This window comes from Carboxylicivirga agarovorans (assembly GCF_050589845.1).
In the GTDB taxonomy this organism is placed as follows: Bacteria; Bacteroidota; Bacteroidia; order Bacteroidales; family Marinilabiliaceae; genus Carboxylicivirga; species Carboxylicivirga agarovorans.
Genome location: NZ_JBNGPA010000025.1, coordinates 41053 through 62739, shown reverse-complemented (window position 1 = coordinate 62739; position 21687 = coordinate 41053). Strand labels below are relative to the sequence as shown.

Genomic DNA, 21687 nt, shown 5'->3' with positions numbered 1-21687 from the left:
TATATCGAACTAGTTAATTTGATCATCCTGACAGATACTTTGGAAGGATGATTAAATTCTTTGGTGACCAATACCTTACACTGATAATAATTTAAAGAGATGCAACTAAATACTTTACGTTTTTTTAAAATCTTTTCGGCACTGCTTATACTTAGCTTTTTTGCCTGCAATTCAGTATCTAATAAAGATAAGACGAACACACAAAAGCCAAATATCATCTATATTTTAGCTGATGATTTGGGTTATGGTGAATTGGGCTGCTATGGGCAAGAACAGATAGAAACACCAAACATTGACCAGCTAGCAAGCCATGGCATGCTGTTTACTAATCATTATGCCGGAGCACCTGTTTGTGCACCCTCACGTTCTGTATTATTAACAGGAAAGCACACGGGGCATTCGTACGTTAGAGGAAATGATGAGTGGAATGAACGAGGTGATGTATGGAATTATAAGGCAGTGATTGCTGATTCAACCCTTGAAGGACAACGTCCCATACCTATCAATACACAAACAATTGGACGTTTGTTACAAAGCTCAGGATATAAAACGGCAGCTATCGGCAAGTGGGGACTAGGTGCTCCGCACACCGATGGCATTGCTAATAAACAAGGTTTTGATTACTTCTTTGGTTATAACTGTCAGCGTCAGGCTCATACTTACTATCCAGTTCACCTGTATGAAAATGAGCATCGTGTTTATTTAAATAATGATACAGTAGCTCCTGGAACCTTGTTAGCAAGTGATGCTGATCCTAATAAGGAAGAAAGTTATAAACCATTTAATTTAAATGAGTATTCAGGTGATCCTATGTTTGACAGGTTAAGCAGTTTTGTTAGTCAAAACGCTGGCAGGCCGTTCTTTCTTTATTGGGCAACACCAATTCCACATGCCCCAATTCAGGCTCCCAAAAAATGGGTGGATTACTACATCAACAAATTTGGTAAAGAAAAACCATATGATGGAAAAAGAGGGTATTTCCCTCATAAGAATCCGCGGGCTGGATATGCTGCTATGGTTTCGTATTTAGATGAACAGGTTGGGCTTTTGATAAAACAATTGAAAGACCTGGGAATTTATGAGAACACGATAATCATGTTTTCTTCCGATAATGGCGCAACCTATAATGGCGGAACAGATTCACCGTGGTTTAATAGTGGAGGAGTATTTAAAAGTGAATTTGGCTGGGGTAAAGGCTTTTTACATGAAGGAGGGATTCGTGTTCCATTTATTGTATCGTGGCCCGGACAAATTAAAGAAGGATCTGTTTCGGACCATATCTCAGCATTTTGGGATGTATTACCAACATTATGCGACATCAGTGGAACTAATATTCCAGAGATCACTGATGGAATAAGTTTTTTACCTGAACTAAGGGGTGAAAAGCAATTACAACATCAGTTTTTATACTGGGAATTTCCTGAATACGGAGGTCAGTTGGCAGTGAGAATAGGAAGATTCAAAGCAATTTGTAAAAATATACACAAAAGTAATAATATACATTTTGAACTTTATGATCTGAATGCAGATCCCAAAGAGCTAAATGATATTGCGAATAAGCATCCAGATATAATAAAGAAAGTTCTACAGATTGTTAAAGATGAGCATGAAGAATCCTGGAATAAAAGCTGGAAGTTTCATCAGCTTGGAGATACACTCGATTGATTATTCGGTTTATAAAATACATGCGAACTATCGGTGGATAGTTCGCATGTTTTGTATGTGATATATAGAACAGATAACAAATCTGCGCCTGCTAAAATTATGTGCTTCATTGAACTTTGTCATATTAAATACTAGGGGACTAAAGATGGGCCTTCAACCGGCAATTCACAGGTTTTGTCCTTGCATTGATAAATAAGTGTAGTGCCTTTCTTATAGCGGTTCTTTAACACTTCAATGGATGATTGATCATCTGACGAACCTGCGTAAATAACACCCGGGCGTGCCTGCTTTTGGAGTTCTTTCCTGTACTTTCCTGTATCTTTCCCCACAATAACAATTTCCTGTCGCTGGTGTTGCAGATATGTCAATAAGGCCCACTGCGCATAGTAGGTCGGATGTTCCGATGCCAATTTGTACATCTTTTGAATTAGCACTGCGGCAATGCTATCATACCCGGGTATATGGTACAGTTGATGCAGCCTGATGAGGTTATTGGCCATGGTACCAACCGATGATGGAATCACATTATCCTGCACATCTGTTTTGCGGGCAATAAGCTGTTCGCCACTTTTAGAGGTGTAATAAAATACCTGAGCCGTTGAATTGTAAAAGTGCTCTATGGTGTATTGGCTTAATTCCTTTGCTTCATTTAGGTAGCCTTCATTAAAAGTAATTTCGTACAAGGCGATCAATGCATCGATCATAAAAGCATAATCATCAAGGAAAGCATCAATTTTACTAATGCCGTTTTTGCTTGTTCGAAGCAGGGCGCCGTTCTCTTGTTTAACATGTTTGAGTAAATATGTCATGGCTTTTTCGGCCAGGGCCTTGTGATTCTCTTCTCCAAACGCCTGGTAGGCCTCGCACAGTCCTTTTATCATCAGTGCATTCCACGATGTAAGAGCTTTGTCATCGAGTCCGGGACGAACACGCAGTTCACGCACTTTTAAAAGTTTTGCTAATGAAGCCTCTGTTTGTGCGCCAAAACTATCGATGTCAAGCTTATGTCGTCGGGCGTATTCATCCCTTGTAATGCCACCATGCAGGATGTTTTTACCCATTTCCCAGTTGCCATTTTCCCTAATGTTGAAATAGCTGTAAAAGTGCTCATCATCACCAATTAACTCTTTTAGTTCGCTGTGTTTCCATATGTAAAACTGCCCCTCTTCTCCTTCGCTGTCGGCGTCCAGCGCCGAATAAAAGATGCCTTCGGGAGCTGTCAGTTCACGTTCGACAAATTGAATGCTTTCATTAACAATGCGCTTGTATAGCTTATTTTGATTGCTTTTATAAGCATTGCTGTACAGAGATATCAGCTGGGCATTATCATACAGCATTTTTTCAAAATGAGGAGCAAACCACCTTTCATCGACCGAGTAACGGGCAAAGCCTCCTCCAACCTGATCGTATATACCCCCAGAGGCAATCCTTTCAAGTGTGAGTTGCACAAAATCTAACAATTCCTTGTCGTTTTTCATGGTACCTAGCTGTTGAATCAGGTTCAGAGAAACCGGCATCGGAAATTTTGGAGCTTCACCAAAACCACCGTACGTACTATCAAAGCGGTCACGGCTGTTAACAACAGCTTGGTATATATCAGGTACATCCGTTTCTCCTGCCATGGGCATCTCAAGTTGTTGCAAGCCCTGGGTTAAAGCATCGGCCTGTTGGAGTAATTTATCCTTTCCGTCTTTATTGAGTTGAGCCAGTTGTTCAAGCACCTGCAGCCATTGCTGTTTGGGAAAATAGGTGCCACCCCAAACCGGACGACCATCGGGCAGTGCAAAGCAGTTTAACGGCCAGCCACCACGCCCTGTAAGCATTTGCACAGCTTCCATATATATTTTATCCACATCGGGGCGTTCTTCCCTGTCAACTTTTATACAGATAAAGTGCTCATTCATAAGCGCAGCCACCGCTTCATCTTCAAACGATTCGTGCTCCATCACATGGCACCAGTGACAGGCAGAATAGCCGACGCTGATCAATAGCAGTTTATCTTCATCCCTGGCCTTCTGTAAGGCTTCCTCACTCCAGGGATACCAGTTAACCGGATTGTGGGCATGCTGAAGTAAATAGGGGCTTGTTTCGTTAATTAAAGAGTTGCTGTGCATGGTTGTTTTGTTTTGTGACGATTGACATGCGAATATGCCAATGAGGATTAACAATGGTATGAAATACGACTGTTTCATAAACAGAAAACAGCTATGTATTACTGAAGTTCAGTAGAGGGGTGATAATTAATTCAGCATGGCGATAAGTTGTTGTTGCTGATCTATTCCATATCGCATATAACCGAAGATAGAGACCCGGAGAATAATGATTTAGTTCTCACTAACTTAAGTGCTAAATGGGCAAATCAGGACTTTAAAAACTTGATCAAACCCAGTTTATTTCCTTAAATTGGGTGGAGCAAGAACAATATATTCATCATGTGTGATGTTTAATTATAAGAGCACATTTTATAAATCTAATCATGTAAATATGTTACAACGCCTTATATGTATCATGTTTATCACTGTCAGTCTTCTGAGCTGCACCGGTATTGATACCGATAAAATCTCAGAAGAGATTGAATTCAGGCCCAACCTTTCGGCGCCATTGGGTAAGTTGACTGTGCAATATGATGAGGTGACTGATGTGCCACTTTCTTCGCCGGTTGATGTAACCATTGGATGGGAAGAGGCTGATACTGTATTTTTTAATATTCAATCGTCTTTTGCCGAGCGGAAATATATTGTTTCCATGTTACTGCAATTTGATATAGCCAATCGCTATCCGGCCGATATAGAAGTAGACATGTATTTTATTGATTTTGATGACAGAGACTGGCCTCTGACAAATACTCCCATATTGGTTAATGCTGCTGATATTGATGAGAATGGAAAGGTAACCAAAGAAAAGAGTACCGATCCTTATCCATATCAATTACCACTGACCGATGAGCAAATAGACGCTATGCTATATTCTAACAGGATCGTTATCAGGGGTGTGGTTAAAGACCTGTTATTGACGCAGCCGATCATTGACAGTTTTGACGAATACAGTATATCTGCCGCCGTGGGAATTCAGGCTCAGATTGATTACAGTATAAACAACTTTTAGATGCAGAAAGCAGTTAAGTATTTACTGATAGGTTTTTTTGCTTTTTGTGTCTGCCATACTAAAGCACAGCAAAACCTCACTTTGTTTTTGATGCATGATGTGCCACAGGCCAACTATGTTAATCCTGCCGTTAGTTACGAGTGCAACTGGATCGTTGGTTTGCCCGGTTTATCTTCCGTGCATGCCAATTACAACAACAGCGCCTTTTCGATAAGTGAAGGTTTACGCTATGACAGTTCTGTTGATTCAAGTTACTTTAACTTTGATAATGTGATTGACAATATGAATAATACCGAGATATTACATTCGTCGGTGTATTATACACCCGTTTATGTCGGTTTTAGGCTGAAAGAGAACTGGATCACGTTTTCGATCACAGAAAAAGTGACTACATTCAATACAATGCCCAAAGAGGCTGCTGAGCTGCTATGGTATGGGAATACTCCATTTATCGGACGTGAAGCCGCTATTAATGGTACCAGGGCTAATGGTTTACATTTCAGGGAATATGCCCTGGGTATTGCACGTGATGTGTCAGAAAGGTTATCATTGGGCGTGCATGCCAAGCTGTTGTTTGGTAAAGGCACGGTTTATACACCTAAAAGTGAGGGAGGACTTACGACTAATGCGAATAACTTTGGTTTGTTGGTTGATCTGGATACAAAAATTCATACCTCATTTCCGATCGATGTTGAACTGGACGATGAGGGCTATGTCAGGAACGTTGAGCTGCGCGACGATATTGACTGGTCGGAATACATGATGAATAAAAGGAATCTGGGTGTTGGTTTTGACTTCGGCTTTATCTATCAATATGATGAAAAAACAACTTTCTCGGGCAGCTTGCTCAACCTGGGTTTTATAGCCTGGGGTACCGAATTAAATACCTTTGTGTCAGATGGCGTATTTGAGTTTACCGGTACCGATTCATCCACTGATTTTAATAGTGGCGATTATACCGAAGAGATCAATGACAGTTTACGTCATCAGTTTCTTCCTGTGCCCGATGAAGGTGGATTTACAACGCGCCTGACCCCTGAGCTTTATTTGGGAGCTACCCGCACATTGACCAATCATTTAAATGCAGGTGCTGTTTTTTACAGTCGCATTCAACGCAATAAAATAATGCCGGCCTTTACACTTTCGGCCAATACATATGATTACAGACGGTTAAACGCCTCCGTGTCATACACCGCAATTAATGGCGACTATTTTAATATTGGAGCAGGGCTGGGCATAAAGATGGGGGTGTTTCACCTGCATGCGGCCGCTGATAATGTGCTGGGCTTTTTGAAGCTTGAGAACCAGCGGAACCTCAATCTGCGGTTTGGATTAAGCATTGTACCCCGTTGCAGTGAACCGCGGGAAAAAAAGCAGAGATCGAACAAAGGCATCAGTGCTATGCCTTGTTATCATAGTCCTTATAAAGGTGAAAAACGCATAAAGAGGTAGATCCTGAACTCTTGAGTAATCGGAAATCGTTCAATGATTATAGTACAATCCGCTCATAACACAAGTTTTATTCCTTCCGAGTTGAAACTATCATATCCATGTGGTAAAGGATCAAATGGTTTGAGGATGTCCAAAATGAAGGATATTTCTCGCAAAGAACGCAAACGAAGAAAAACGCAGAGCACGCAAAGTGTTGAAAAATAACATCATATGCTTTGTTGTCTTGGCGTAATTCTTAGCGGCCTTAGCGTGAAACTTAAAATTTGGACAGCCTCATTTAAATACCTTCCTGGAAGTCAGGTGTAAACTAATATTCCCCACTCCAAACGGTAATTTTGGCGGTGCCTTAGCCTGTACCATCAGAAGAGCTCTAATACGAACGCAAAACTCGCAAGATACTGGAGTTATTATCCAACACCCTGCGAGTTTTGCAGTTTTTCTCCTGGTGAGAAATATTCTTTATTTAAGACACTCTATACCTGGCGTATTGATCCTTACTTTAATAGTTTGTCCAGCTGAGCTGCTTTATCTTTTTGATCAAGTCTTATATAGGTATTTTTTAGATACTTGATATAAGTTTTGTTGGTCGGGTCTATTTCACGAAGTTTTAAGAAACCGTCACGGGCAATGCGAAAATCGGCTGATACTTTCTTCAAGTCGCGACGTAAGTAGGCATATGCGGCAGCTGTTTTATTCTTATTGTATTTTGCCATCTCATACTTATAGCGTTTTTCGGCCTTGTTGAAATAGTATATGGCTTTCCACTCAAGTGCTTCCGTGTAATCGGGATTTACCTTTAGCAAAGTGTTGCAGGCTTTTGATGCGGCAGCTCCCTTATCAGTTGCTTCCAATGCTTTAATGTATTGCAGTTGTGCTTCTTTTGAAACATCAATATCACCTTTGGAGTTATATGATTCTATCACTGCTTCATGGTTTTCTTTCGAAGCATTAAGAAATACCAGGCGCTCTGTTTTTAGCCTGACCAGCTTACTGCCTTCAATTCTGTCAGCATGCTTTGTCCATAATGCGATTTCTTCATCAAACTTTGAATTGCTTTGCAGCATTTGGGCATATTCGGCGATCAATTTAATATTGGCATCATTCTCCAGTAATTGATCGTAAATGCCTGTCGCTTCATCAAGCTTATCGAGTTGGGCACAACTCTGAGCCTGTTTCAGGTATAACTCATCACTAACTTTAACGTTGTTGGCATTGGCAATGCTGATATATTCGGCATACATGGTGTGAGCTTTGCTATAATCAGACTGTTCGAAGGCAGCATCGGCATCTGACATGAGGGCAGGTAGCTTAGCAGTCGGATTACAGGCTACCAACAGGGCAGCTGCTAATATGATAATTACTTTCTTCATATCACTAATTTTAAATGTTCTAATGTATTTGATGGAACGTTAATACCATCATTCACTTGAATGAACAGGTATCTGCGTTGCATCAGAAATGTGTTTGGTGTTTACTGAGCGAAGATACAATCAAAAGCCGTGCCTTACAATAAACAGGGCGTAAGATATAGGTCACAAGCCATAAGACTATAGGTGCAAAGTGCATGGAGCAAGGTGATAGTTAAAGCAAACGCATTGAACTTTTTATAGTTTTATTTTCCTAAGTGCAATGTTTTTGAGTGCTCCGTTAGTCTAACAGGATAAGAGGGCGTTATATAGAGCGCTTTTCTTGCCAGTGGCTTGAGTAACTCTTCTTGTTTGAGCGCCTTATGTGCCAATTCAATCCTTACCTGGGTAATGCCCTGATCAAAAAAGCCCAGTTGTTTGGCAGCAGCTTGACTAAGGTCAATAATACGTCCTTTAATAAAAGGGCCCCGGTCATTAATGACAACTGTAATTTGCTTGTTGCTGCTTAAGTTGGTAACAACTACCTGGGTTCCAAATGGAAGTGATAGGTGTGCGGCGCTTAGTTTATTATTGCTGAAGATTTCACCGTTGGCTGTTAAGCGCCCTTCAAACTTATTGGCATAATAGGAAGCAATACCAGTTTGAATAAATTCCTGGGCATTCAAATCCAGCCCGATAATGAGCAATAACAACATGCATAAACGCATTTACTTGATTTTAGTGACACCTCCTGAAACAATGAATTTCATAACATCAGCCGGATGCGCGTCAATTGGTTTGACATTTCCGGCAGGCACAACGTATAATTCTCCTAATATACCATATGAACTTGGCAGGTATACGGCAATTTTGTCCTTTACACCCAAATCTTTCAGGTCAGATGAAGTAATAAACCCTAAACGCTCAAGTATACCCTCTTTATCAAGTGTTACCAGGACAGGTTTTTCAAATTTACGCTCTTTACCAACAAAGGCCGACAAAAGGTCTTTAACCGATGTGTAGATGACTTTGATGAGTGGTGCTTTTTTCAATCCTCGTTCAAAGCGGCCTTCAATAGGCGCTGTGATCAACTTTTGGCCAATAAAACCAATGAAAGTGACAGCGAATAATATAACCAGCAAGCCTAAGCCCGGGAAATTAAACTGTGCATAAGGCTCATGCTGAAATATTTCCAGATCGCGCAACAATCCATCGAGCCAGATAAACGCAAAGACAAGGATGTAAATGGTAACGCCCAATGGCACTATATATAACAATCCCTGGAAAAAATATTTAGCGAGTTTTTTCATTGTTGTTTAATTATTGAGTACAAAGTAATGAGTATTGGATTAAACACTGACTTCTCACTGCTCAAATCTCAAAACTTATAGATTATTCTCCTCCCTCACTTTTTTCGTAAGGCTTTTAACCACCAGTTCGTATGAGTGGTCGATTAGCTCTCTTAAAAAATCATCCTTAATTGATCCATCTGCATATACGGTATTCCAGTGCTTTTTGTTCATATGGTAGCCCGGCTGAATAGCAGGATACTCTTCCCTCAACTCAATGGCACGTTCCGGGTCGCACTTTAAATTCATGCTGAATTCCTTATCAAGACTGGTAAGAGCAAACATTTTATTAGCCACCTTAAATACCAGAGTCACTTCATCAAAAGGGAACTCTTCTGTTACAGCAGGCTTGGCAATACAATATTCTCTGAATTCTTCGATGTTCATATTTAAGTGATGTTTTGAAAAAATGAATAGTCGCTTGGTAAGATAATGAAATATAATTCAACTTCTGATTAAACCACAGAAGACACAGAAAACCACAGATATTGAATCCGCCGCTTATATTATCTTTTGCGTATTTCGGTGTTTTCAGTGGTTGCTAAATAAGACAGTTCACTCACAATCATAAACACAAGAAGCTGGTTAGGCAAGGAATAATAAGATTACTTGGTGTTATCAATAAAGTATCATATTTCTCTACAAACCGGGATGAAAAGCCTCTTCAATATGCTCAATAATCCAATCATCGCCTTTGGGAATAAGGGTGACCACATCAAAACGAACTTCATTTAAAGTATTTGTTTGGTAAATATAGGCCTCCGTTGCGTCAACGATAGCGTTGATCTTCGTTTTAGTAATGGCCTCTTTGGGATGTTCCCAACCGTCAGTTGTGCGGGTTTTAACCTCAATGATTACCAGGTAATCGTTGTGCATGGCAATAAGGTCAAGCTCTTTGCGCTTATTGACCCAGTTGCGCTCCAGTATTTCAAAGCCCTTTTTCTCCAGGTAATCAGCAGCGATAGCTTCACCTGTTCTGCCCAGTTCATTGTGTCTTGCCATGTTTTAGAATATCAATTGACAGGCATCAGCTTCCACTTTCATACTAACACGCTTGCCAAATATCAATGGCAGGTTAAGGTGATCGTGCCCGGCCGGAAATCCCATCATTACCGGATAATCATATTCAGCAACGGCTTCTTTTACTATCTCAAAGGCTGTTTGTCCGTAGGGGTCATCATTGTCTTTCATATCAGTGAAGTCGCCAACAATAATACCACTCAGTTCTTTCAGAAAACCACTTAACTTAAGGTTTTGCATCATGCGGTCAATGCTGTACAGGTACTCGTCAATATCCTCAATAAAAAGAATTTTACCATGGGGATCGGTGTCAATGGGAGTGGCGCGTAAAGCATAAATAAGTGCCAGGTTGCCCCCAATCAGAATACCTTCAGCTTCACCCTGTCTGTTATGCACGTGTGGTTTTATGGTGTAGTCGGGCAATTCACCATGCAATAAGTTAAAAAGAGCTTCCATGTCTTCCTCATCATCAGCCTTATCGGGAAAATTCTTTGGCATTGGCCCATGAACGGAAGCAACGCCAGCCCTGTTTTGCAGAGCTGCATGTAATACGGTTATATCACTATAGCCTACAATCCATTTTGGATATTCAAGGAAATGAGTGAAGTCGATCTGGTCAATTATACGAATGGTTCCGTAACCACCACGAGCGCAAAAGATGGCATCAATATCCTTACTGTTGAGCATGTGCTGCAGGTCTGCTGCCCGGTGTTCGTCATTACCGGCAAACTGATGAAAAGAATTACATACGTTGTCACCAACAACAACCTTATAGCCTCGTTTGTGAAAAAACTTTTCAGCAAAGTGAATGGTTTCAGCATCGATCTTGCCGGCGGGTGCAATAATGCCAATGGTTGAGCCTTGTTCGAGTGATTTTGGAAATATCATAGCAGAAGTATCAAGATTTAAGATAAAAGTATCAAGATAATCTCTAAAACGAAAATAGTCCTGCATCTTGATGCTTAAATCTTATGTCTTTTATCTTACCTGTTTAATAAGCTGAGTTCGATTTAAATTACTTTGCATATCTTTGCGCCATTAAATTCAACCATAGAATAGTAGGTTGTAAGCAACCATAAAATAATTCAAGCAGAATGAAGCAAGCTGGAGATTTTAAAAGAACCTTGGTAACCACTGCGTTGCCATATGCCAATGGGCCTGTTCATATCGGTCATTTAGCTGGTGTGTATGTACCGGCTGATATTTATGTACGTTACCTTCGATTGAAAAATGAAGATGTGTTGTTGATAGGTGGTTCAGATGAGCACGGTGTGCCAATTACCTTAAAGGCAAAGAACGAAGGTATTACGCCGCAGGATGTGGTAGATAAGTTCCATGGTATTATTAAAGATTCTTTTGAGAAATTCGGTATTTCGTTTGATGTGTATTCGCGTACTACAAGTAAAACACATTACGAAACAGCCTCTGAATTCTTTAAGACACTTTACGATAAAGGTGAGTTCATAGAGAAAGAGTCAGAGCAATACTACGACGAGGAAGCTAAGCAGTTTTTGGCCGACCGTTACATTACCGGTACCTGCCCTCACTGTAAAAGCGAAGGTGCATACGGCGACCAGTGCGAGAGCTGTGGTACTTCATTAAATGCCACTGACCTTATTGATCCCCGCTCGGTAGTATCAGGGAGTAAACCGGTTATTAAAACGACAAAACACTGGTATTTACCATTGGATAAACATGAGCCGTTTTTAAAAGAATGGATCCTGGACGGCCATAAAGAGTGGAAGTCAAACGTGTATGGTCAGTGTAAATCATGGATTGACCTTGGATTACAGCCACGTGCCGTAAGCCGTGACCTGAACTGGGGTGTGCCGGTTCCTGTTGAAGGGGCCGATGGTAAAGTGCTTTATGTTTGGTTTGATGCACCTATCGGTTATATTTCTGCAACCAAAGAATTAACGCCTGAATGGGAAAAGTACTGGAAGAGTGAAGACTCACGTATGCTGCACTTTATCGGAAAGGATAACATCGTGTTCCACTGTATAGTATTCCCATCAATGTTAAAGGCTGAGGGCAGCTACATATTGCCTGAAAACGTGCCGGCTAACGAATTCCTGAATCTTGAAGGTGATAAGATCTCTACTTCGCGTAACTGGGCCGTGTGGTTGCACGAGTATTTAGTGGACTTTAAAGATAAGCAGGATGTATTGCGTTACACATTAACAGCCAATGCCCCTGAAACAAAAGACAATGACTTTACATGGAAAGACTTCCAGGCACGCAATAACAACGAGCTGGTAGCTATCCTGGGTAACTTTGTGAACCGTGCAATTGTATTGACTCACAAATATTATGATGGGGTTGTGCCTGCCCAGGGTGAGTTAACCGACTACGACAGGGAAACCTTGAATGAGATCCCTGTGTTGGTGAAGAAGGTGGAAGAGGCACTTGATAACTTCAAGTTCCGCGAGGCAGTGAAAGAAGCCATTAACCTGGCACGACTGGGTAATAAATACCTGGCCGATACAGAGCCTTGGAAATTGATTAAGACTGATGCGGAACGTGTGAAGACAATCATGAATATTGCACTTCAGATCACTGCAAATGTTTCCATTCTTATTGAGCCATTCTTGCCATTTACAGCTAAAAAGATGCAAAACATGCTGAACCTTGAAGGTTTAACATGGGAGGCATGTGGTAATTTGGACTTCCTGGCTGCGGGGCATATGGTCAACAAGCCTGAGTTGTTATTCGAAAAGATTGAAGACGCAACCATACAGGGGCAATTGGATAAACTGGAGCAGACAAAATTAGATAACGAAGCCGCTAATAAAACGGCAGCACCTGCCAAAGAAAACATTGAGTTTGATGATTTTGTGAAGATGGATATCCGCGTTGGAACCATTCTTGAGGCAGAGAAAGTGGCCAAAACAAAGAAGCTGCTTCAGCTGAAGGTTGATACAGGTATTGATCAGCGCACGGTTGTTTCAGGTATTGCAGAGTTCTTTAAGCCCGAGGAGATCATTGGAAAGCAGGTAAGTATCCTGGTTAACCTGGCACCGCGCAAAATACGTGGTATCGAATCGCAGGGTATGATTTTGATGGCTGAAGATGCAACAGGAAAGTTGGAGTTTGTTGCACCTGCCAATGCTGTTAAAGAAGGATCGGAAGTAAGGTAGTTAATTAGACAATAAGATATGAGAAGTGAGATGATTTTCATGGCGCAAAAGCCTGTAGAATCACAAAAAAACTCTCATAATTTCAATTTGCATAGAAGTTAGGCTTCCAAATAATATAGAATCGCATCTTTTAAGGTGCGATTTTTTTTCTTGCTATGGTAACAATGTTTGCCTGTCGTATTCTAAGTATAGAGTAAGCCTCTGATTATTGAGAGCCGGCACAATAAAGGAACAGGAGTCATGGTAATCAATGCTAAAATCATACTCGCTGTAATCAGACCACTCTTCGGTATTCATGCTGCTGTTGTAAAATGGGCTTAAAGCATCTATTTTATATTTTGTACTGGCGCTGATTTTGAATTTATCCTGATTGCCAACGACGTACAGGGTGTGGTTAGCAGCTGTATCCTGTTCTATGAATACGGAATCAACACTAAAATGGGTTATTTGAACACGATCGCCGGTTTCGTCCATGTTGCAGCTGGAGAAAGCAAAGAGTGCAAAAGCAATTGCCAGAAACATATCTGTTTTCATCTATTCGTTTTTAAGGCAATTAAATTAGTATAAATATCTCAGATAGTTCAATATTAAGTATACATAACATGACAGATTGTTTTTATGTATATGCATTCATTAATAACTCGTTTATTCAATGGTACAGCAGGACCTACAACAACAAAGGGGACAGCCAACAATATCACCTTTAAGTAGGTGTTGATATAGTTTCAGTGCTTCTTTTTTAGCGTCACAGCATGAGTTATGACTGCTCAAAGCTGCAAACTGACCGGGATAAGCTTCGCAGATCTCGCTATGTATATAGTATTTACCTTCAATGAAATCTATTGCTTCGAGCCGGTATATTTTTTTCATTTAAATCAGTTTAAAGTATCAATATGTACAACCAATGGCTTATATCTATTTAGTACCGATAACTTGGTTAAATCCTGCACTATCAAGCATATTGGTAAATATGCAGTAAACAATAACAGGGAAGGGACTCCGCTTAAAAATATTATAATGCAATAAGAAGCAAAACAATGATTAACATATGAAATAATACAAAAGGATTATTGAAAGTAATAGGAACGAAGAATCATTTGCCAATAAGAATTCGACAATCGGATCTTATAGGTGCGATTGTCAGCACAGGCACACATATGTAAGGACACTGAGATTAATAATAACAATGAAGACCCTTTACTTCCTATGCATCCTTAAGCTTTTAAAAAGCTTCACTTTTACAAAACAATCCGGCTTTACAATGTTTCAGTTTTAATTTTCATATGTGATATAAATCATCACAGCTCTAACAGCTTTCTTCACTAATAAGCTTTGCGTCTCTGTGTTTATTCCCTTAACTTGCACATCGCAAAAATGACTTTCTTAATGTCATTTAATCAACCTGGATTATATGTACTTTAAATATATTCTTACTGGAATAGCATTGCTTATAGGTGGTCTCCTGGCAGTGCAGGGAAGTATTAATTCGCAATTGGGAGGCATTCTGAAAAGCCCTTTTCTGGCCGCCTTCATAAGTTTTTCGGTAGGAACCCTAACCTTATTAGCATTAAATGTATTGGTACGTACCGAGTTGCCGGGCAAGGAGTTGCTTAGTTCAATGCCAATATATTTATTCCTCGGAGGTATAATAGGCGCCATTTATGTGAGTTCGGCCATTATCCTTATCCCAAAAATTGGTGTTGCCACAATGTTGGGCGCATCCATTGGCGGACAAATGATCGTTGCCTCCATTATTGACCATTACGGATGGTTTAATGTGGCAATTCATCAGATTTCTGCCGGAAGAATTATTGGAATATTACTATTGATCGTCGGAGTCTATTTAATTGAAAGATTTTAGAATTAAAGAAATTTAGCTTTAATAACTGACTGATTAAGTATAAGTTGGAGCGATATTGATATATTCAATGTATGAAGATATTTGCATATGTTATTGATTATCATGCTCTACAACACCATTAAAAACAGTTAAAATATCTATTTAATATCAACAAAAGGTTTATTTTTGCGCCTTGGAAAAAACAAACAGTTACATTATGGCAGATAAAACAAATCAACTGTTATTTAGTGATTTTCCGAAAATATCTACTCAAGAGTGGATGGATAAAATCACGGCAGACCTTAAAGGGGCAGACTTTGAGAAAAAGCTGGTATGGAGAACCAACGAAGGGTTCAACGTTCAGCCTTTCTATCGTTCTGAAGACCTTGAATCATTAAACTATCTTGAAAGCCAGCCTGGCCAATTCCCGTATGTACGAGGAAACAATGAAAAATCGAACAAGTGGTTCGTGCGTCAGGACATCGTTGTAAAAGACGTTAAAGAGGCCAATGAAAAAGCATTGACTGTCCTTACTAAAGGTGTTGACAGTATTGGTTTCGTAATCGAAGACAAAGCGCTTGTTTCAGAAGCTAACATTGAGGCTTTATTAAAGAACATTATTTCTGACGATGTGGAAATTAACTTCAACGCATGTTGCGGAAATAAGGAGTTAGTTGAATCGGTTGTTGCTGTTCTTAACAAGATGAACCGCACTCACGCGGAAGTAAAAGGTTCAATCAACTTTGATCCGATTGGTAATTTAACCATTAACGGTAAAGCTTGTTGCGAAACTGAAAAAGCAATTGACAGAGTAAAAGAAGTAGCCGAAGTAGCTAAAAACTTCCCTCAGTTCAGAACTGTGGCAGTGAACGCTCGTCATTTCAACAATGCCGGTGCTTCTATTGTACAGGAGTTGGCTTTTGGTTTATCAATGGGTAATGAGTACATGACTCAGTTAACTGAGCGTGGTATGTCAGTCAACGATGTTGCAGCTAATATCAAGTTCAACTTTGGTATCAGCGGTAACTATTTTATGGAGATTGCTAAGCTGCGTGCCGGTCGTATGTTATGGGCCAAAATTGTTGAAGCATACAAGCCAACAGGTGTTGAGGTTTGCAAAATGCACATTCACTCTGAAACTTCTGACTGGAACAAGACTATCTTTGATCCAAACGTAAACATGCTTCGTACTCAAACAGAGGCCATGTCTGCAACTTTGGGTGGAACACAGTCATTAACTGTTCAGCCATACGATTCATTGTACAAGGATTCTGACGAATTCTCTGAGCGTATTGCACGTAACCAGCAGTTATTGTTGAAAGAAGAATCTCACTTTGAGAAGATCGTTGACCCGTCAGCGGGTTCTTATTATATTGAAAACCTTACAAACAGCATTGCTGAGCAAGCATGGGCATTGTTTGTTGAGGTTGAAGAAAAAGGTGGTTACCTGGCAGCTATGAAAGAAGGCTTTATTCAGGGTCTTGTTAAAGAAACTGCTGAAAAACGTCGCAAGGCGGTAGCTACTCGTCGCGAAAACCTATTAGGAACAAACCAGTTCCCTAATACCGGTGAAATCATCTCTGGTAACATTGATGCTAAAAAAATAGTGAAGTCAGCTTGTTGTTGTGATGAAGGAAAAGAAGTTGAGCCAATCAACTTGTTCCGCGGAGCTCAGGATTTTGAAGAGTTACGTTTAGCAACAGAAAATGCAGCCAAGCGTCCAAAAGTGTTCATGTTAACATACGGCAACTTAGCAATGCGTTTAGCACGCTCACAGTTCTCTGGTAACTTCTTCGGATGTGCCGGTTACGAAATTCAGGATAACCTTGGATTCGAGACTATTGAAGCGGGTGTTGAGGCAGCCAAAGCAGCTAAGGCAGATATCGTTGTTCTTTGTAGCTCAGATGACGAATATGCAGAAGCAGCTCCTAAAGCTAAGGAATTATTAGGCGATACTCCATTGGTAATAGCCGGAGCACCAGCTTGTGCTGATGAATTGAAGGCGAAGGGCATCACTAATTTTGTGAATGTTCGTTCTAATGTTCTTGAAACGCTTCAGGGTTTTAATTCGTTGTTGAATATTTAGACATAAGTATCAAGACATAAGTATCAAGACTGATATGCATAACTTCAAAGAATTAAAGGTTTGGCAAAAAGCAAGAGTTCTTGTTAAAGACATCTATCATCTGACAAAACAATTGCCTGATGATGAAAAGTATGGTCTGGTTAGCCAAATGCGTCGTGCTTCACTTTCTATTCCTTCTAATATAGCAGAAGGTACAGGAAGAAGTACCGATAAGGAGTTTGTACGTTTTCTTGATATTGCTGTTGGTTCATCTTTTGAACTGGAGACTCAACTAATTCTGTGTCTTGATTTAGATTTTATAGCTGAAAATAACTTCAATGAGCTTGAAGTTAAAGTTCAGGAAATACAAAGAATGATTCATTCATTAAAAACTAAGTTTTGAGTATTATAGACGATTATGCAAGCTGTAAATCATCTTGATACTTGATACTTTTATCTTGATACTTTAATTATCATGAGACCAAAATTTAATAACATAGATTTCAAAACCAAGCCTTGCGGAACGACTGATGCAAAAGCTTGGGAACAAAAGCACGGGGTGAAGAAAGACTGGGTAACACCAGAGCAAATCCCTGTTAAACCAGTTTATAGTAAGGACGATTTAGAGGGTATGGAGCATTTGAACTATGCTGCTGGTTTACCTCCTTATTTACGCGGACCTTACTCTATGATGTACGCAATGCGTCCATGGACAGTTCGTCAGTATGCAGGTTTCTCTACTGCTGAGGAGTCAAACGCATTCTATCGTCGTAACCTGGCTGCTGGTCAGAAAGGTTTATCCGTAGCCTTTGACTTAGCTACTCACCGTGGATACGATTCAGATCACAAACGTGTAGAAGGTGATGTTGGTAAAGCAGGTGTGGCTATTGACTCTATCCTTGATATGAATGTTCTTTTCGATGGTATTCCATTGGATAAGATGTCAGTGTCGATGACCATGAACGGTGCTGTATTGCCTGTAATGGCTTTCTACATTGTTGCAGGTCTGGAGCAAGGCGTTAAGTTAGAGCAGATGGCTGGTACTATCCAGAACGATATCCTTAAGGAGTTCATGGTACGTAACACATACATCTACCCACCAAAATTCTCGATGAAGGTGATTGCCGACATCTTTGAATATACATCTAAGAACATGCCTAAGTTTAACTCAATCTCTATCTCAGGTTACCACATGCAGGAAGCAGGTGCAACTGCAGATATCGAGTTAGCTTATACTTTGGCCGATGGTTTGGAATACCTTCGCGCAGGTACTCAGGCAGGACTGGATATTGATGCTTTCGCACCTCGTTTATCATTCTTCTGGGCTATTGGTATGAACCACTTTATGGAGATTGCCAAGATGCGTGCCGGACGTATGTTATGGGCGAAGATCGTTAAGCAGTTCAATCCTAAAAATCCTAAGTCTTTAGCGTTACGTACGCACTCACAGACTTCAGGATGGTCACTAACAGAGCAGGATCCGTTTAACAACGTTGGTCGTACTTGTGTTGAGGCAATGGGTGCAGCCCTTGGTCACACTCAGTCATTACACACCAACGCATTGGATGAGGCCATTGCACTACCAACTGATTTCTCTGCCCGTATTGCCCGTAATACACAGATCTTCATTCAGGATGAAACACAGATCTGCAAGGCTGTTGATCCATGGGCCGGTTCATACTACGTTGAGTCATTGACTAACGAATTGGTTGAAAAAGCATGGGCTCATATTCAGGAGATCGAGTCATTAGGTGGTATGGCAAAAGCTATTGAGTCTGGTATACCTAAGATGCGTATCGAAGAGGCTGCTGCTCGTACACAGGCTAAGATCGATAGCAAAACTCAAACTATTGTTGGTACTAACAAGTATCGCTTAGAGAAAGAAGATCCAATCGACATCTTAGATGTTGATAACATGGAGGTTCGTCGTTCGCAGATCGAACGTTTACAGAAGCTTCGTGCTGAGCGTAATGAGGAAGAGGTACAAGCTGCATTAGCTAAGATTACTAAGGCAGTTGAAACTGGTGAGGGTAATTTACTTGAGTTAGCTGTTGATGCTGCTCAGAAACGTGCTTCATTAGGTGAGATCTCTGACGCATGCGAAAAAATCGTAGGTAGATATAACGCAGTAATCAGATCAATTTCAGGAGTGTATAGCGCAGAAGCAGCAGACGATCAAGAGTTTGCAAAAGCATCAGAGTTAGCAAAAGAATTTGCTGAGAAAGAAGGCCGTCAGCCTCGTATTATGATCGCAAAAATGGGTCAGGATGGTCACGACCGTGGTGCTAAAGTAGTAGCAACCGGTTATGCAGATATAGGTTTTGACGTGGATATGGGACCATTGTTCCAGACTCCTGAAGAAGCGGCTAAGCAGGCTGTTGAAAATGATGTACACGTTGTTGGTGTATCTTCATTGGCAGCAGGTCACAAAACCTTGGTTCCTCAGATTATTGAAGAATTGAAGAAGCTTGGACGTGAGGATATTCTGGTGATCTGTGGTGGTGTTATTCCAGCTCAGGATTACCAATTCCTTTATGACGCAGGTGCAGTTGCTATCTTTGGTCCTGGTACATCAGTTGCTAAGGCAGGTTCTGATATCCTTAACTTATTGATTGAGCAGGCTGCTGAGTAATTAGTAAATAGTGTGCAGTGCTTTTTGCACAGTGCATCAGAATATAGAAAGCCACCTCATTTTTGAGGTGGCTTTTATACATTGAACACATAGATGTGGTGGCTTGCAGGTTTAATTATCACCCGAGCGTTTTTCAATTATCTGACTTAAAGCAAACCAAAGAATCAGGCTAATTATATAGATGATGATACCATACATGGTGGGAATCATTGACACCTTTATACCTCCCGATAAGACCTGTGGAGATACCGGCGTTGTTTCTAAATAGGAGAAGGCATCATAAAAACCTATAAGCTGACCAAATATGCCAAATATCAAGGCAAATAAGCCAATGGAACGACCATAGGAGATAAATCGTAATGCAGTTCCGGTATCGGCCTCTCTGGATTTAATAAAGGCCAAAAAGTGATATGTCATCCATGCTGATGATCCAAGTAAAAGCAATGTTAATATACCCATAAAAAGTGGGCCACCTTGAAAAAATAAATCCGTCATTGTTTCTTTTTTAATGTTAATAGTTAATTAATCACTAAAATGAATTAAGTCGACTGTAACAGCTTTTAATGATTCACTGATACTACAAAGTAAAGGCTAACAGTGCTTTGAAACAAGGTCGTATCCGTTTTAGAAGTTGCTGTTTGTCGACAAAAGTATTTATTCTTCGATTTTTTACTCAAATTTAGGCTCTGAACCCGATCAACTATTTAAAATATCAGTTATGAAGTTTAAATCATCGAATCCGGTATATCATCTTGTTTATTGGTTTTTCGTACTTACAATACTAACACTTGTATTCGGTCAGAAATGGGCAAATGGTGTCGCTGCCTTCTATTTTATCAGTTTGCTTACTCCGATCGTGCTGGGTACATCCTATTTCTTTAATTACCACCTGGTGCCAAACTTTCTATTGAAGAAGAAACATTTCCGTTTTACTCTTTACACCCTCTATACCATTATTGTGTCTCTCTACCTGGAGTCAATAGTACTCATGTATGCCTATGTTTACCTGGGACAATATAGCTTTCATCCACTGGCTCCCAATGCCTCAGATACCATACTACTGGCCGTTATTCTGTATCTGCTGGTAATAATGGGATCCATACTCTTAATGCTTAAACAAATAAAGGAAAAGCAATTGTTAATTGAGATGCTCAATAAAGAGAACGAGAAAGTTGTTGCCGGAGTTCTTGAATTAAAGGTTAAACGAAAGGTGCTGAAGATACCTTTTAACGATATAATATACATTGAAAGTTTATCGGATTATATACAGGTTCATACCCTGACTGATCAGCTGTCATGTAAGGAGAAGATAAGCCATGTAGTGACGCGGCTTCCAGCTTCATTTCTTCGAATTCACCGTTCATATATTGTCAATACACAAAAGGTCACAAGCGCTGCTTTATCCGGGGTCAACCTGGGCAAAAATGTTTTACCGGTAGGCAGAAGTTATAAAGCAATTGTCAAAGAACAGCTGCTGTATAAGAGCAGTAAATTCTTAATAGTGCTTGCAGCCTCGCACTGTTAGTCGCTCGTGTGGTGAAACAATGACTATTATTATGATGAGCTTTTAATAGTAGCGTAGATATTCACTTCTCTTTGAAATGAATATTAATAAAACATTGAATAACAGAGTTTAATGTAGTATTGATTAAAGTAGCTTGTTTTATTCAATCTAAATTATAATTGAACTCCACAATGTAATTCAACATTCACATAGTCAGTGTCATAGCAGTTCTATTTAACAGGCTGTTGATATGTTCCGGTGGATTCCTTTCCAAGTCCTTGCTATTATCGTTAATATTACTAATAGCTTTTAAACAAAACCTTTACATATTTGCGGATGAGTATATTTATCCAATGGAACACATGCATTTCGAATGTAATGGGGACTGATTTCTGTTATTGTTTACTGCATAAACAAACGATCAGACTCGCCCGCTCAACTCCCGGGCTCAGCTCTTCTTCTTTTATATCGGCATCAGCACAATTACCCAATTATACATCCAGTATCCAAAATCATAAACTACATCGTTTGAACTGTATGAAATGACTAACTAATACGAACCAAACAAACCC

The 21687-nt window shown here is 40.1% G+C and carries 18 protein-coding genes; 9 read left to right on the top strand and 9 right to left on the bottom strand.

Annotation, left to right across the window (positions count from 1 at the left end; translation table 11 throughout):
• Positions 1-99 precede the first annotated feature (99 nt).
• The gene (locus tag ACRD69_RS19140) at positions 100-1665 is read left to right on the top strand and encodes an arylsulfatase (RefSeq protein WP_430816743.1); all 1566 of its coding nucleotides are present in this window, start codon (positions 100-102) and stop codon (positions 1663-1665) included.
• Between the two features lie 131 nt (positions 1666-1796).
• On the opposite strand, the gene ACRD69_RS19135 is transcribed toward ACRD69_RS19140, so the two are convergent.
• The gene (locus ACRD69_RS19135) at positions 1797-3779 is read right to left on the bottom strand and encodes a thioredoxin domain-containing protein (RefSeq protein ID WP_430816742.1); all 1983 of its coding nucleotides are present in this window, start codon (positions 3777-3779) and stop codon (positions 1797-1799) included.
• A 370-nt stretch (positions 3780-4149) separates the two neighbouring features.
• Between ACRD69_RS19135 and ACRD69_RS19130 the strand changes: the two genes are divergently transcribed.
• Positions 4150-4770, top strand: coding sequence for a hypothetical protein (locus ACRD69_RS19130; protein ID WP_430816741.1), 621 nt, complete (start codon positions 4150-4152; stop codon positions 4768-4770).
• Complete coding sequence (locus ACRD69_RS19125; protein ID WP_430816740.1) at positions 4771-6222, top strand: DUF5723 family protein; 1452 nt, start codon at positions 4771-4773, stop codon at positions 6220-6222. It begins immediately after the preceding gene.
• Between the two features lie 494 nt (positions 6223-6716).
• Here the strand turns inward: ACRD69_RS19125 and ACRD69_RS19120 are convergent, their stop codons facing one another.
• The 6 genes from ACRD69_RS19120 to ACRD69_RS19095 all read right to left on the bottom strand — a co-directional run bounded on the left by ACRD69_RS19120 (position 6717) and on the right by ACRD69_RS19095 (position 10825).
• Positions 6717-7592, bottom strand: coding sequence for a hypothetical protein (locus ACRD69_RS19120; protein ID WP_430816739.1), 876 nt, complete (start codon positions 7590-7592; stop codon positions 6717-6719).
• A gap of 242 nt (positions 7593-7834) precedes the next feature.
• Positions 7835-8296: a septal ring lytic transglycosylase RlpA family protein gene (locus ACRD69_RS19115; protein WP_430816738.1), complete on the bottom strand. Its 462-nt coding sequence runs from the start codon at positions 8294-8296 to the stop codon at positions 7835-7837.
• Positions 8297-8878: a DUF502 domain-containing protein gene (locus tag ACRD69_RS19110; protein WP_430816737.1), complete on the bottom strand. Its 582-nt coding sequence runs from the start codon at positions 8876-8878 to the stop codon at positions 8297-8299.
• Between the two features lie 75 nt (positions 8879-8953).
• Positions 8954-9304, bottom strand: a complete 351-nt coding sequence (locus ACRD69_RS19105; RefSeq protein ID WP_430816736.1) for an MmcQ/YjbR family DNA-binding protein — start codon at positions 9302-9304, stop codon at positions 8954-8956.
• Positions 9305-9556: 252 nt separating this feature from the next.
• Positions 9557-9919, bottom strand: a complete 363-nt coding sequence (locus ACRD69_RS19100; protein ID WP_430816735.1) for a YraN family protein — start codon at positions 9917-9919, stop codon at positions 9557-9559.
• Positions 9920-9922: 3 nt separating this feature from the next.
• Entirely contained in the window at positions 9923-10825 is a 903-nt protein-coding gene (locus ACRD69_RS19095; protein ID WP_430816734.1) for a S66 peptidase family protein, read from the bottom strand.
• 206 nt (positions 10826-11031) lie between these two features.
• Between ACRD69_RS19095 and metG the strand changes: the two genes are divergently transcribed.
• Complete coding sequence (gene metG, locus ACRD69_RS19090) at positions 11032-13074, top strand: methionine--tRNA ligase (protein ID WP_430816733.1); 2043 nt, start codon at positions 11032-11034, stop codon at positions 13072-13074.
• Positions 13075-13227: 153 nt separating this feature from the next.
• Here the strand turns inward: metG and ACRD69_RS19085 are convergent, their stop codons facing one another.
• Positions 13228-13608 (bottom strand): hypothetical protein, encoded by a 381-nt coding sequence (locus ACRD69_RS19085; protein WP_430816732.1) that lies wholly within the window; start codon positions 13606-13608, stop codon positions 13228-13230.
• 877 nt (positions 13609-14485) lie between these two features.
• Here ACRD69_RS19085 and ACRD69_RS19080 point away from each other — a divergent pair.
• The 4 genes from ACRD69_RS19080 to scpA all read left to right on the top strand — a co-directional run bounded on the left by ACRD69_RS19080 (position 14486) and on the right by scpA (position 19611).
• Positions 14486-14935, top strand: coding sequence for a DMT family transporter (locus ACRD69_RS19080; RefSeq protein WP_430816731.1), 450 nt, complete (start codon positions 14486-14488; stop codon positions 14933-14935).
• Between the two features lie 196 nt (positions 14936-15131).
• Positions 15132-17000 carry a methylmalonyl-CoA mutase small subunit gene (gene mutA / locus ACRD69_RS19075; RefSeq protein WP_430816730.1) on the top strand — a complete coding sequence of 623 codons (1869 nt, stop codon included), beginning with the start codon at positions 15132-15134 and terminating at the stop codon, positions 16998-17000.
• A 34-nt stretch (positions 17001-17034) separates the two neighbouring features.
• The gene (locus ACRD69_RS19070) at positions 17035-17382 is read left to right on the top strand and encodes a four helix bundle protein (protein WP_430816729.1); all 348 of its coding nucleotides are present in this window, start codon (positions 17035-17037) and stop codon (positions 17380-17382) included.
• Between the two features lie 72 nt (positions 17383-17454).
• Entirely contained in the window at positions 17455-19611 is a 2157-nt protein-coding gene (scpA, locus tag ACRD69_RS19065; RefSeq protein ID WP_430816728.1) for a methylmalonyl-CoA mutase, read from the top strand.
• A 111-nt stretch (positions 19612-19722) separates the two neighbouring features.
• Here the strand turns inward: scpA and ACRD69_RS19060 are convergent, their stop codons facing one another.
• A complete protein-coding gene (locus ACRD69_RS19060) occupies positions 19723-20106 on the bottom strand; it encodes a MotA/TolQ/ExbB proton channel family protein (RefSeq protein ID WP_430816727.1) in 384 nt (127 codons plus the stop codon).
• A gap of 223 nt (positions 20107-20329) precedes the next feature.
• Between ACRD69_RS19060 and ACRD69_RS19055 the strand changes: the two genes are divergently transcribed.
• The gene (locus ACRD69_RS19055) at positions 20330-21136 is read left to right on the top strand and encodes a LytR/AlgR family response regulator transcription factor (RefSeq protein WP_430816726.1); all 807 of its coding nucleotides are present in this window, start codon (positions 20330-20332) and stop codon (positions 21134-21136) included.
• The last annotated feature ends 551 nt before the right edge of the window (positions 21137-21687 follow it).

What these genes read in the sequence shown, in the direction of transcription:
- ACRD69_RS19115 (WP_430816738.1), bottom strand. Translation starts at nt 8,296, where the DNA reads ATGCGTTTATGCATGTTGTTATTGCTCATTATCGGGCTGGATTTGAAT.
- ACRD69_RS19130 (WP_430816741.1), top strand. Translation starts at nt 4,150, where the DNA reads ATGTTACAACGCCTTATATGTATCATGTTTATCACTGTCAGTCTTCTG.
- ACRD69_RS19100 (WP_430816735.1), bottom strand. Translation starts at nt 9,919, where the DNA reads ATGGCAAGACACAATGAACTGGGCAGAACAGGTGAAGCTATCGCTGCT.
- ACRD69_RS19110 (WP_430816737.1), bottom strand. Translation starts at nt 8,878, where the DNA reads ATGAAAAAACTCGCTAAATATTTTTTCCAGGGATTGTTATATATAGTG.
- ACRD69_RS19135 (WP_430816742.1), bottom strand. Translation starts at nt 3,779, where the DNA reads ATGCACAGCAACTCTTTAATTAACGAAACAAGCCCCTATTTACTTCAG.
- ACRD69_RS19070 (WP_430816729.1), top strand. Translation starts at nt 17,035, where the DNA reads ATGCATAACTTCAAAGAATTAAAGGTTTGGCAAAAAGCAAGAGTTCTT.
- ACRD69_RS19105 (WP_430816736.1), bottom strand. Translation starts at nt 9,304, where the DNA reads ATGAACATCGAAGAATTCAGAGAATATTGTATTGCCAAGCCTGCTGTA.
- ACRD69_RS19055 (WP_430816726.1), top strand. Translation starts at nt 20,330, where the DNA reads ATGAAGTTTAAATCATCGAATCCGGTATATCATCTTGTTTATTGGTTT.
- ACRD69_RS19080 (WP_430816731.1), top strand. Translation starts at nt 14,486, where the DNA reads ATGTACTTTAAATATATTCTTACTGGAATAGCATTGCTTATAGGTGGT.
- ACRD69_RS19095 (WP_430816734.1), bottom strand. Translation starts at nt 10,825, where the DNA reads ATGATATTTCCAAAATCACTCGAACAAGGCTCAACCATTGGCATTATT.
- ACRD69_RS19085 (WP_430816732.1), bottom strand. Translation starts at nt 13,608, where the DNA reads ATGAAAACAGATATGTTTCTGGCAATTGCTTTTGCACTCTTTGCTTTC.
- ACRD69_RS19120 (WP_430816739.1), bottom strand. Translation starts at nt 7,592, where the DNA reads ATGAAGAAAGTAATTATCATATTAGCAGCTGCCCTGTTGGTAGCCTGT.
- ACRD69_RS19140 (WP_430816743.1), top strand. Translation starts at nt 100, where the DNA reads ATGCAACTAAATACTTTACGTTTTTTTAAAATCTTTTCGGCACTGCTT.
- mutA (WP_430816730.1), top strand. Translation starts at nt 15,132, where the DNA reads ATGGCAGATAAAACAAATCAACTGTTATTTAGTGATTTTCCGAAAATA.
- ACRD69_RS19060 (WP_430816727.1), bottom strand. Translation starts at nt 20,106, where the DNA reads ATGACGGATTTATTTTTTCAAGGTGGCCCACTTTTTATGGGTATATTA.
- metG (WP_430816733.1), top strand. Translation starts at nt 11,032, where the DNA reads ATGAAGCAAGCTGGAGATTTTAAAAGAACCTTGGTAACCACTGCGTTG.
- scpA (WP_430816728.1), top strand. Translation starts at nt 17,455, where the DNA reads ATGAGACCAAAATTTAATAACATAGATTTCAAAACCAAGCCTTGCGGA.
- ACRD69_RS19125 (WP_430816740.1), top strand. Translation starts at nt 4,771, where the DNA reads ATGCAGAAAGCAGTTAAGTATTTACTGATAGGTTTTTTTGCTTTTTGT.